General features: G+C 37.4%; 9 protein-coding genes. 7 read left to right on the top strand and 2 right to left on the bottom strand.

Annotation, left to right across the window (positions count from 1 at the left end; all coding sequences use genetic code 11):
* Nucleotides 1-293 precede the first annotated feature (293 nt).
* Entirely contained in the window at nt 294-1,187 is an 894-nt protein-coding gene (locus GAB14E_RS07705; protein ID WP_033083122.1) for a glucosaminidase domain-containing protein, read from the bottom strand.
* Nucleotides 1,188-1,479: 292 nt separating this feature from the next.
* On the opposite strand from GAB14E_RS07705, the gene GAB14E_RS07710 reads away from it, so the two are divergent.
* The 3 genes from GAB14E_RS07710 to GAB14E_RS07720 all read left to right on the top strand — a co-directional run bounded on the left by GAB14E_RS07710 (nt 1,480) and on the right by GAB14E_RS07720 (nt 6,379).
* Nucleotides 1,480-4,428 carry an ATP-binding protein gene (locus tag GAB14E_RS07710; protein WP_231562073.1) on the top strand — a complete coding sequence of 983 codons (2,949 nt, stop codon included), beginning with the start codon at nt 1,480-1,482 and terminating at the stop codon, nt 4,426-4,428.
* A 6-nt stretch (nt 4,429-4,434) separates the two neighbouring features.
* Nucleotides 4,435-5,355, top strand: a complete 921-nt coding sequence (locus tag GAB14E_RS07715) for a hypothetical protein (RefSeq protein ID WP_033083120.1) — start codon at nt 4,435-4,437, stop codon at nt 5,353-5,355.
* Between the two features lie 94 nt (nt 5,356-5,449).
* The gene (locus GAB14E_RS07720; RefSeq protein WP_033083119.1) at nt 5,450-6,379 is read left to right on the top strand and encodes a Dyp-type peroxidase; all 930 of its coding nucleotides are present in this window, start codon (nt 5,450-5,452) and stop codon (nt 6,377-6,379) included.
* A gap of 74 nt (nt 6,380-6,453) precedes the next feature.
* Here GAB14E_RS07720 and GAB14E_RS07725 read toward each other — a convergent pair whose 3' ends face one another.
* A complete protein-coding gene (locus GAB14E_RS07725) occupies nt 6,454-7,416 on the bottom strand; it encodes a hypothetical protein (RefSeq protein ID WP_033083118.1) in 963 nt (320 codons plus the stop codon).
* A 432-nt stretch (nt 7,417-7,848) separates the two neighbouring features.
* On the opposite strand from GAB14E_RS07725, the gene GAB14E_RS07730 reads away from it, so the two are divergent.
* From GAB14E_RS07730 to ftsL, 4 genes are all read left to right on the top strand, one after another.
* On the top strand, nt 7,849-9,678 hold the full coding sequence (locus GAB14E_RS07730) for an acyl-CoA dehydrogenase C-terminal domain-containing protein (protein ID WP_033083117.1): 1,830 nt from the start codon (nt 7,849-7,851) through the stop codon (nt 9,676-9,678).
* Between the two features lie 388 nt (nt 9,679-10,066).
* Nucleotides 10,067-10,525 (top strand): division/cell wall cluster transcriptional repressor MraZ, encoded by a 459-nt coding sequence (gene mraZ / locus GAB14E_RS07735; RefSeq protein WP_033083116.1) that lies wholly within the window; start codon nt 10,067-10,069, stop codon nt 10,523-10,525.
* A 62-nt stretch (nt 10,526-10,587) separates the two neighbouring features.
* Nucleotides 10,588-11,538, top strand: a complete 951-nt coding sequence (gene rsmH / locus GAB14E_RS07740) for a 16S rRNA (cytosine(1402)-N(4))-methyltransferase RsmH (protein ID WP_033083115.1) — start codon at nt 10,588-10,590, stop codon at nt 11,536-11,538.
* Nucleotides 11,539-11,540: 2 nt separating this feature from the next.
* Entirely contained in the window at nt 11,541-11,849 is a 309-nt protein-coding gene (gene ftsL / locus GAB14E_RS07745; protein ID WP_033083114.1) for a cell division protein FtsL, read from the top strand.
* Nucleotides 11,850-11,927: the final 78 nt, after the last annotated feature.

Below are 11,927 nucleotides of genomic sequence, written 5' to 3'. Positions count from 1 at the left end.
GTCAGCTAAGATAGCCAGTTCGCTTTAATCGGCAGGCAATTATCATTTAGTGAAAACCACCGCTTAGTCGGTGGTTTTTTATTGTGCTAACCTGAACTCGGCTTCATAAAAGATCTCTAACAATTATTTCTCCTTACTTCTGCGGAAAACTCACTTGTATTAGCTCCCTATTGACACGTAATTTTTTCTTGAATTAAGCAAAACTATCAAGTTAGATAATATCTATAAAACTTAATCTATATTTCAATTGATTAACTTACCTCTTAAACCAAGTTCAGGTTATGTTAATAGCCCTATTTAGTGGTAACTAACTTAATCAATATAGTGTCAGACAAATAAGCTTCATCCACATCCTCTAATTTGTTGTAGCGGATCATTGAGCGCAGGCCATCAATATAAGCTTGGCCACGTTCAGAATACTTATCTAACGTGCCAGCTAACGCTAAACCCGTAATTTCCTTATTCTCTTGACGTAACCTTTCTCGCAAGATACGAAGTTTCTTATATGCAGCTGTAGTGTTGATATTGAGCATGTAAGCTTCAACCGAGTCTAATGGACTATCAAAACGCGCTAAACCATAGTTGCCTAGTTCTTTGCGTTGTTGCTTAGGAGTCATACCTTTACCAGAAAAATCCCATTGTCCAAAAAAGGCGTTACCTTCTTCAGTAAATCGTGACGTTGCCCAGCCACTTTCTTCCGCCGCTTGGGCTAATGCCAGGGAAGGCGGCATAATGTCCACTTGCAGCAACAGTTGTTGGCGTTCGTTATTAGTTAACCCTGAATCTGATTTGGTTTTTAGGCGATACTTTTTCGCGATAGCGAGTAATTGCTTTGAAGACCATGACGCCGATTTTACGACTTCACGTTCTTTGAGGATATTTTCATTAGACATTAATACTAGCGGTGCCATTAATCGGAAAAACACCTGCTTTTTTTGCTTTACTGGAATATGACTAGAGGCTATTTTCCATTTTTCACTAACACCTGAAAAAATTAGCCTCGGTACTTCTCTATTACCTTTTTGCCAATGTTTACTGGTGTAGTGGTGTTTTTTGAATAAGGCTATTAATTCGTCTAAGGAATGAATCTGCACTTCGATAAACTTCTTATTATCAAGGTGGGCATAACTTACTTGGTTTAAAATACCAAATAATAAAAATATAATCACCATAGTTTTTTTGATCATTGAGCTGTCCTTGCATGAGAGAATTACAGAATGAATGTAACAGTTGCAGTTTGAATTTTAGGGAATTGCTTTATCTATGTCAAAAGTATAGCTAGGGACCTAAAGCTAAATATAACAAAAGCTTGTACTTTAAATTTGGTACATTTCCTAGATGTAAATTGAAATGATTTATCACAGGCTGTTTGTTGATACGATGTTTTTTAAACGTAATTAATGCTATAAATAATATCCCTTAATCCTGTTAATAAAATTCAGCAGCCCATGATAGTTAAAGTAGAGCTCTAATTACCCCATGATGGAACAACTTAAACAAACAATATTGCTCTTTTGTATATTGACCATCAGTAATTTAACCAGCCTCAATAAAGCTTGGGCTCAGCATAGTCAGTTGCAACAACAGCTTATCGAAATTAACCAGAGAGTCGATAAAAAACAAGCCTTGTTAGCGTTATCGCAATTGATTAACTCCCCAGCCCTTAGTGCGGCAGATAAAGTGGCGATATTACTGCAACAAAGTAAAATACTATTTACCCTGCATCGATATAACCAAGGTATTGATGTCGTGCAGCGGGCGAGAGATACAGCAACGAAGGCAGGTTTATCTAACTTAGCAGCACAAGCAGATAAAATGCTTGGTGTACTGTTGTATTATCAAGGCGAGTTAAAGTCGGCATTAAAGGCTTACCAAGCATCTCTTGCTTATTATGATGATAATCAAGAGAGCGACCTTAATACTTTTGCTATTGAACGGGCAAATTTATTAAATAATATAGCACTAGTTTATACCTCTTTGGGACAACCTAATTTAGCCTTAGTGAATTATCAACTTGCCGAGCCCTTATATGCCCACTACGGTGATGAAGTTGATAAAGTTGATGTTAGATATAACATTGCGGCTTTGCATATCAGTTTAAAACGTTTTGATAGTGCCATTGATATGTTGATAGTGATAATAGAAAAACGTCAGCAACTAAAAGATGACTATGGTGTCGCTCAAGCTAGAGCTGATTTAGGTGTTGCTTATAAAGATTCTGGCCAATTTGAGTTAGGCGTTGAAAATATTTTATCCGCTTTACGTTTTTTTCAAGCGCACGGTTACAAGCATGATATAGCCTCTCAACTGCATAATATGTCTGAAATATACAACGATATTTTTGATATTGAACAAGCGTTGTATTATGGCAAACAGGCACTTGCCATAAGTAAAGAAGTTGGCCACCAAAAAGCCTATGCTGGCAGTTTACAAAGTTTAGCTAAAGCCTCTTTTTATTCTGGTGACATAGCACAAGCTGAACTATATATAGAGCGATCAATTAACGTAGGAGAAAAAATTGATTATCAGGCACTACTGACTGAAAATTTAGCTATATCTGCTTTAATTTACGCCAGTAAACAAGACTTTGTACAAGCACTTGTTCAACAACAGAAATATCAATATAGGTATTTATTAGCTTCGAATAATTTACTTAATCATAAATTGGCTGAATTTGAGTCAGTGCAGCTTAATCAAAAGATAGTCGATTTAGAGCAGCGTAGAAGGTTACAAAATTTACAATCGGCTAAAATAGAGCAGCAGCGCAATCTTATCATTTTGGGTTTAGTATTAGTGCTTGTGGTGATCTTTTTTATCTATCGCCGCTACCTTGAGAAGCGATTAACACAAGAGTTAGAATTTCGTGTTAAACAACGTACCCGTGAACTTGAAAACTTAACAGATGAATTAGCCCAAGCTAACCAAGTTAAAAGCCAATTTCTTGCTAATATGAGCCATGAGATTAGAACGCCACTTACTGCCATTGTCGGGCACGCGGAAGCCATCATTCATGACGATATTGATAAAAGTAAAGTGCAAGAAGATATAGAAGTAATCCATGGCAATAGCTTACACTTACTTGAGCTTATTAATGATATTTTGGATTTAAGCCGCATTGAAGCCAATAAATTTGAATTAGAAATTCAGCCTGTAGATTTAGCTGAATTAATTCAAGATTTATCGCATACCTTTACCAGTCAGGCTGAACAGAAGCAGCTAAGATTTACTATTGAACATCAACTATCTCTGCCCTTTATTATTCAGGTGGATAACTTACGCTTAAAACAAATATTGCTTAATCTATGTGCTAACGCTATTAAGTTCACTGAGAAGGGCCATGTAAAACTAAATATCAGTTGGCAAAGTGGCCAGTTAGCTTTTACAGTTACGGACACGGGTATTGGTTTGAGTACCGATCATTTAGCACAAATTTTCGAAATATTTACTCAAGCAGATAATAGTATTAGTCGAAGGTTTGGTGGTTCAGGCTTAGGCCTTTCCTTATCAAATCAGTTGGCAAAGCTGATGTCTGGTAATATTGCGGTAACAAGTAAATTAGGTCGAGGTAGTAGCTTTTGTTTGACTCTCCCGTGTCAGCATAATGCTGATAAAAGTAATATTGTTAAAGAAAACATTAAGGTTATAGATGATGCATTGCTCATACATAGTAGTGAAGATCTCTTTAGCGGCCAAGTTTTATTGGCTGAAGATCATGATGATAACCGGCGCTTGATTGCTCGTTTATTGAGGAGCTTAGGTTTAGAGGTCATTGTCGCCAGCAATGGTAAAGAAGCCGTAGAGCTTTGGCTTGAGCATCAGCCAAAGCTGATACTATTAGACATTCAAATGCCAGAGATGGATGGTGTAGAGGCATTTAAAGCTTTACGTGCTTTAGGTTGTAAGCAAGCTATCTATGCCTTAACAGCAAATGCTATGTCCCATGAAGTTAGCCAGTATCTTAGTATAGGTTTTACCGGACACTTAAAGAAACCTATAGAAAGAAAGAATTTTATTGCTACCATTGCCAAGTATTTTAATACAAATAACGCATTAAGTTCTTCAACACACAGGCGAAATGATGGACCGGGTAAAGTATTGTCGGCAAACGAACTGTTTGATAAAGCGGAAGAAAACATAGCACAAGTAGATTTAAGTGATTTAGTCGCTGAGTTTAAAATTAATCTTAGTAACGATAAAAGAGCGTTGTTACTTTTTAGTGATAATAATGAAATCGAGAAGCTTGCTTACCTTAGCCACCGTTTAGCAGGCGCCGCACAAATGTTTGGTTTTAATGAACTCAATCAAGCAGCGAAAGAATTAGAGGTTATAATTAAAAAAGAGTTGGGAACAGATAAACCTAATCATTTATCAATTAATGAATTAGCTCATTGCTTAGTTGATGAAATTAATGTGATTGAGCAGCAGTAATATTTTATGAAAAAACAATTTTCTTATTCACAAGCTTTGTTAGCATTAGCTATAACATATCTAGCTTTTTCCTTATTTAAATTTACAGTGCAGATACCTGATATTCTCAGCGTTATAGAGAAAACGACACAAACTATCGATGTTGTAAGCCCTAGAGTCGACGAAATAGTTGCTGAAGTTGCCCTTGTTAGAGTGGAAGTGGGTAAAGTTAGGACAATGGTATCGAAACAAACGCCTGATATTTTATCGCAAATTGAAGCATCTCTACCTGTGATCCAGCAAGTGGTTGCTGAAAGTGAAAATTATTCACGGCAATTACCTAGTATAATGAGTCAAATTGCGAGTATTGAGCAACAAGTCGCAATATTGCAAGCTTCGATGCCAGCAATATTAAAACGTGTTGATGCAGTGGTTAAAACCACAAATAATACCACTAATGAAGTTGCGCGTTGGCGTCCTCATTCTACTAAGTACCTAGAGGAAATTGCCCTTTCCAGAGGTTATATTCCGAACTATCTTACACGTATTGAAAATACCGTTGTCGATGCTAAAACAGTTGGTAAGGAGGCTAGTAGCGGTTTAGTTACTGGGTTTTTCAAAGGTGTGATTTCATTGCCATTTGAAATGGTTGCTGGCTTAGCTGGTATTGTTGATGCAGACTCTCGATCTGCAAAATACTTAACTGCTGAAGATGTTGCTTTAATGCAAGAAAAGGTCGTTGCTTTACTCAACGATGGTAATCAAACTAAAACGATTTGGCAAAATGTGAAGAGCGGCAACCGCGGCACCATAATTAAAGGTGATAGCACTACCCGAAATAAACAAGCATGTCTTAATGTCATTTTTAACAATCATTTCGGTAATGAAAAAGAAACACTCAAAGAGCTTATGTGTATCAATGAAAAAGGTTTATGGAAGGTCATTTAAGCTTTTCCTGACGACATCATGGTAAGACCAACTTTATTGTGTACAATACTGATATTATATATTTTTAATATAAAATAAGTTAACAGGAAGTGAAATGGCTAGAGAACAATTTGGAATTTGTGCTGAACCAAACTTGCATGGAAATTATCTACTGTTTAATGCACTAGATGATAAAAATGCTTTTATTCGAGCGGCAATTTCTCGTTTACCTCAGCTGTTTGATAATTACGCGGATCAATTCTCTGAAGCAAATCTTATTGGTGTCGTCGCTATTGGTGAGGCGTATTGGGATGAATTTTATCCCCGTGCACGTCCTACATTATTAGCACCATTTCCTGCAATGCATAGTGGTGATCGTGTTGCACCAACGAGTAGTTATGATATTTATATTGAAATACGCAGTGATCGCGCCGATGTTAATCATATTGTTAGCTCTAAAGTCTGCCAATTACTCGGTGATAGTGTTGAATTAATCGAGCAAGTACAGGCATTTAGATTTTTAGATGGCAGAGACTTAACTGGCTTTGTTGACGGTACTGAAAACCCGCAAGGGTTACGCCGCCGCGAAGTTGCCTTGGTTAAAGCCATTGATGACAGTGAGTTTGCTGGTGGCAGCTATTTACATACTCAGCGTTATCAGCATAACCTATCACTCTGGGGCTCTCTTGCTGAGCATGAACAAGAAGATGTTTATGGTCGAACCAAATTAGATAACGTTGAATATGATAGTGCCGATAAGGCGCTAACAGCTCATACTAAGCGCACTAGTCTTAAAGATGAACAGGGCAATAACATTGAAATTGTCAGACAAAGCATGCCTTATGGTGATATGAAGCGTAAAGGTCTATTTTTTGTATCATATTGCCACTCACCTAAGCCGTTTGAGGTTATGCTCAATAGCATGATACATGGCGATGGTCATGGTAACTCTGATCATTTACTTAAATATACTCAAGCTGAAACAGGCAGTGCTTTTTTTGCGCCGAGCTTAACGTTTCTCGCTCACGTAGCTGATATTGATTAAACTGTAATTACTTCAATTAAGCATAATGGAAATAATCTTAATTTGTTAAGGTTATTGATATGACTAACGATGAGCTATTTTTTTTGCTCCTCTTTGGGCTCTTCGTTCTGCTCAGATAAAACTTCGTGGTAATTTTGGGCAATATAATGGCCTTGATTAATCGCTAGCTCAGATTCAGGAGCTAAAGCACCCAAAGGCAGTAAAGTGGGGCCGGTCGGCTCAGCCAGTAAATAGTTTACGCCATCATGTTCAATGGCAACTTCGCCAGCTTCGCTTGGAATATTGATACCAATAAAAGCATGACCATCAATATAAACAAACACCATCTCAATACGCGGCATTAAAGCCCGTAATAAAGTGGCGGTTAATGTCATTTTACTATCACAATCTCCTTGGTTCTCCCACAGTAATCGCAGCGGTGGATTAAAACCTGCGCCGGAAGACGTGAGGCGAGATTCTAAAGTGCTGTATGGAATACTCTGCACAAAGCCTAATACGTAGTTACTTACTTTTCGTATGTTTTCTATGGATACTTTATCTAAAATAATAGGTTTTAATGACTTTAAGTCGGCAACTGAATTATCTGCAATGCTAACGTGATCTACTTTAATACCGTTTACTTGCTCATGATTGGTAAAAGCTTGGTAGTAAGTCTGTTGGAAATACTCTTTTGTTATGTCGCTCTCGAGCCTAGCTAGAGTTTGGTAAGCTTTAGCTACTTTCTCTTTATCTAAGCCCCTTACTTCAATAGAGAAATTATCATGCTGTTGCTGATAACGTACTTGCACCCCTGAAATGGGGTTTTTCTGCATATACTTTTTAATACGGCGCAGGATTGTTTTTTGCGCATAACTTCTTTGATAGGTTTTGAAACTTCTGAATCGGTCAAATAGCCCTTCTTGAGCTAAAGTAAAGCTGATGTCTTGTTTATTTTTGTTGTGATCAAGCCATTGATAATGAAAGCGGTAGCCTTGTTTTATTTTAGTTTTCTCGAAACTTACTTGCTGTGTTTGTCCATCAGCTATAAATAATAACATGAGGGCTGCTATCGTTAGCAAGCGCTGATGTATTTTTAGATATTTATAGGCAAAATCGAAGGTCACGTTATTTTTACTCATAGGTATAGGAATTATTAATTATATCAGTGTTGCTTTAATCTTTAACTCAGCTTAACCAAAGCTGATGTCGATTATATGAGTATAAACCCTAAATAACACATTAACTTAGTTTTAAAGCTAATAGCAAACAGCAGGTATATTTCAAACGAAAAATCTCGTCATGTAGATTGTTATTGAATTACCGGCAAAGAGCTGAGCCGAAACTAAACTAGAGGCTGGATATTTGAGCTTCAAATAATGAAAACGTTTGTAGACTTGCCCTTTACATTGTCATGATTTATATTGTATTCAAACGAGTGTTTTAATTGTGTGTTTGCCACACTTTAACCGATTCCCCTAAAGGAGGTCATTATGGCTGAGTATAGAGCGCCATTATCAGATATGAATTTTTTGCTATATCAAGTGTTTAATGCCGATAAAATGTGGCAAGAAATACCGAAACTTAATGAGCAAGTAGATAAAGAAACAGCAACGGCAATATTGCAAGAATGCTCAAAAATAGCGGAAAAAGAAATTGATCCTATCGCCCGTCAAGGGGATGAAATAGGTGTTAGCTTTAGTCTTAATGAAGATGGCTCTGGTGGTCAAGTAACCACAGCACCGGGTTACAAAGAGGCCTTTAATACTTTTGTTGCAGGGGGTTGGACTGCATTGGGTGGTGATGTTAACTATGGCGGCATGGGCATGCCCAAAATAGTGACTGCGTTTATGGAAGAGATGTTGTGCAGTACTGATATTTCTTTTGCTTTATATCCAATCTTAACTGCAGGTGCGGCTTTATCACTGGCTAAACATGGTAGTGAAGAGTTAAAACAACGCTATTTAACTAAGTTGTACAGCGGTCAGTGGTCGGCTTCAATGTGTCTAACAGAAGCTCATGCGGGCTCTGATCTCGGTATTATCCAAACTAAAGCGCTGCCACAAGCAGATGGTAGTTATCAAATTAGCGGCAGTAAAATATTTATTACCGGCGGGGAGCATGATCTCACCGAAAATATTATTCATCTAGTACTAGCAAAGTTACCTGATGCTCCAGATGGTCCTCGCGGTATATCATTGTTTTTAGTGCCTAAGTTTAATGTTGATGAAAACGAAAACTTATCAGGTCGAAACAAAGTAAGCTGTGGCTCTATTGAAGAGAAAATGGGCATACATGCATCGGCAACCTGTGTAATGAATTTTGATGGCGCGCAAGGCTTTTTAGTGGGTGAGTTAAATAAAGGTCTAGCTTGTATGTTTACCATGATGAATTTTGAGCGTATTGGTGTTGGTATTCAAGGCATGTCAGCAGGTGAACGCTCTTATCAAAATGCCCTTGAATACGCTAAAGATCGTAAACAAGGTAAAGCCTTAGATTCTTCGACAAAAGCAATAAAACAGCCTGATTCTATTATGGTGCATGGTGATGTGCGCCGTATGTTGTTAAACATGAAAGCCTTTAATGAAGGTTCACGTGCTCTAAGTTGTTATATTGCTATGCAACTTGATTATGCTACTTTTGGCTCAGGTGAGCTGCAGAAAAAAGGTGAACAATTATCTACCCTGATGACGCCTTTAGCTAAAGCATTTTTCACAGATTTAGGTTTTGAGAGTGCTGTAGCGGGTCAGCAAGTACTTGGTGGTCATGGTTATATTAGAGAGTGGGGTCAAGAGCAACTAGTACGTGACGCACGTATTGCGCAAATTTATGAAGGTACCAACGGGATCCAGGCAATGGACTTATTGATGCGTAAAGTTATTGCTTCTAAAGGGGCGCTAATGAACGTCTTTGATAAGGAAGTAACAGACTTCATAAGCTCACAACAAGATAATAATACTATGGCTGAATTTATTGAGCCACTAACAGTCTCAATAGCACACTTGAATGAAATATCATCACTGTTACTTGCTAAATCAGCTGATGATATCAATGAAATAGGCGCGGCAGCCAATGATTACCTTCACCTATTTGGTTATACCGCTATGGCATTTATTTGGGCAAAAATGGCGCGAGTATCACTGAGTAATATACAAGAGGGTACAATTAGCGAAACCTCTGAATACGGTGAAAATTTTTATCAAAGTAAATTACATACAGCGAGATATTACTTTGCGCGATTATTACCAAGACAACTCTCTTTAATAGCCACTATTAAATCAGGCAGTGATAGTTTGTTTGCTATTGAAGATGAACTTTTCTAACTAAATTACCCTAGTAGCCAAGCTGAAACAGGCTTATCTTTCTAGCTAGCTTTTCCTTATTTGGGTGAAGCTAGCTCTTTCATACCATTTTTTTCTTTCAGTGATCCATTTAACGCTTTTTTGTCGTATAAAAATTATTTTTGAGTACAATTTTGGGATGGTATGTCACAAAAGCCCACAAATTCATCTACTTCTTTGCAAGGCCTAATTTTACTGGTGTTATAGCCAGTATTTAGTAAGTCACTTTTCATTTTCCTTACTTGACAGTTCATTGCTTTTTTCACTAAACTGTAGCAATGTGGAAAAAAGTGGGTAAATGTGGATCTTAAAATTTAGCTTCACTTTACTTGTTTATTAATCAATCCAAAATGGCTAAGAAACAGCAGATATGTTTAGAGGCACTAGCGCAATTACGCTTGACAGCAAAAATAGGATCACGATACCGACCAAGTATCGTGAAGAGCTATTTGCTGATTGCCAAGGAAAAATGGTCTGTACTGTCGATATCCAGCAAGCCTGCTTATTGCTTTATCCATTAGCTGAATGGGAAGAGATAGAGTTAGCCTTAGCGGGTTTATCTAGCACAAACCCACAAGAGCGCTTATTCAAACAAATTATTCTGGGTAATGCGAGTGATTGTGAAATGGATAAAAATGGCCGTTTACTTATCAATGGACCATTAAGAGAACATGCCAACTTAGAGAAAAGTATTATGCTAGTTGGGCAATTGAATAAATTTGAAATATGGCATGAAAGTGCCTGGCAAGAACAGATGAAACAAGGTATTAGCAAAATACAATCAGGTGAAATTGTATTGACAGAGCGTTTACTTGATTTAGCTCTTTAGCAATAACAGAAATATACGTTATAAAAAATAAATGCGTTAACAAAGGTTATAAAAATAATAACATGGAATTAGATACCACACATATCTCAGTACTACTCAATGAAGCTGTTGATGGCTTGGCAATTGAAGGTGACGGTTGTTTTATCGACTGCACTTTTGGTCGGGGTGGTCATTCGTCATTAATTCTTTCTAAGTTATCTGCAGATGGTCGCTTAATTGCCATTGACCGTGATTTAACCGCCATTGAAGCCGCTAAAAAATTCAAAGATGATGCTCGATTTTTAATTGAACACCAAGGCTTTGCCGCATTAGCTGACATTGTCGAAAAACATCAATTAACAGGTAAGGTTGACGGTATTCTACTTGATTTAGGTGTATCTTCTCCTCAACTTGATGAAGCCGAACGTGGTTTTAGTTTTATGAAAGATGGCCCTCTGGATATGCGCATGGATATCAGTAAAGGCCAAACTGCAGCCGAGTGGTTAGCGGTGGCTGATGTTGAAGATATAACTTGGGTATTGCGTACTTTTGGTGAAGAAAAACATGCCTGGCGAATAGCCAATGCCATTGTCGATAGCAGAGAAGAGTCACCGTTAACCAGAACAAGCCAGCTAGCCAAGCTAATCAAAACAACGGCACCACAAAGAGAAATTAAAAAGCATCCTGCAACTCGTAGCTTTCAAGCAATCCGCATATACATCAATAGCGAGCTAGAACAGATTGAGAAAGTTCTGGCTGCTTCTCTTGATGTGTTAGCGGAAGGCGGACGATTAGTTGTTATCAGTTTTCATTCTCTTGAAGATCGTTTAGTTAAGCAGTTTATGAAAAAACACTCTCAGGGTAAAAAAGTGCCACGAGGTTTACCTATAAGCGAAGCAGAATTAAATAAGAGTAAAAAACTGGCTTTAATTGGCCGGAAATTAAAACCGAGTAAAACAGAAGTTGAAGAAAATGTCCGTTCTCGTAGTTCGGTCTTACGTATTGCTGAGCGTTTAGCAAGAAACGTTGATTAGTTATGGCAGCTCGTGCCTTAGTTTTTGATATTTGGCAAGATATTGTCCGTTATAGCGTAACGTATATATTGTTGATATTTGTGGTTATGTCAGCATTTTCTGTCATTTACTATAGCCATATTAACCGACAAACAACGAGTGAACTTGAAGTATTATTATCAAAAAAAGATGAATTTAACATTGAGTGGCGCAATTTATTATTAGAGCAAAACAGCTTAGCTGAGCACAGTGCAATCGAGAGTAAAGCTAAAAAGCTATTAAATATGAAACAACCTGATAGCAATTCGGAAGTAATTGTAAATTTTGAGTAAATGGCTCTGAGTTTTCAACTTTATTATAAAAACTTTATTAAAAAAGAATAATGTTTAGTACGAATTTCACTAGAGAGC

This window comes from Colwellia psychrerythraea, assembly GCF_000764185.1.
Lineage (GTDB): Bacteria > Pseudomonadota > Gammaproteobacteria > Enterobacterales > Alteromonadaceae > Colwellia > Colwellia psychrerythraea_B.
This window is presented reverse-complemented; position numbering and strand designations above follow the sequence as displayed.

Bases quoted from the DNA above. Each gene is read 5' to 3' on its own strand.
- mraZ (WP_033083116.1), top strand. From the start codon at position 10,067: ATGTTTAGAGGCACTAGCGCAATTACGCTTGACAGCAAAAATAGGATC.
- GAB14E_RS07710 (WP_231562073.1), top strand. From the start codon at position 1,480: ATGATGGAACAACTTAAACAAACAATATTGCTCTTTTGTATATTGACC.
- GAB14E_RS07715 (WP_033083120.1), top strand. From the start codon at position 4,435: ATGAAAAAACAATTTTCTTATTCACAAGCTTTGTTAGCATTAGCTATA.
- GAB14E_RS07730 (WP_033083117.1), top strand. From the start codon at position 7,849: ATGGCTGAGTATAGAGCGCCATTATCAGATATGAATTTTTTGCTATAT.
- rsmH (WP_033083115.1), top strand. From the start codon at position 10,588: ATGGAATTAGATACCACACATATCTCAGTACTACTCAATGAAGCTGTT.
- GAB14E_RS07705 (WP_033083122.1), bottom strand. From the start codon at position 1,187: ATGATCAAAAAAACTATGGTGATTATATTTTTATTATTTGGTATTTTA.
- GAB14E_RS07725 (WP_033083118.1), bottom strand. From the start codon at position 7,416: ATGTTATTATTTATAGCTGATGGACAAACACAGCAAGTAAGTTTCGAG.
- GAB14E_RS07720 (WP_033083119.1), top strand. From the start codon at position 5,450: ATGGCTAGAGAACAATTTGGAATTTGTGCTGAACCAAACTTGCATGGA.
- ftsL (WP_033083114.1), top strand. From the start codon at position 11,541: ATGGCAGCTCGTGCCTTAGTTTTTGATATTTGGCAAGATATTGTCCGT.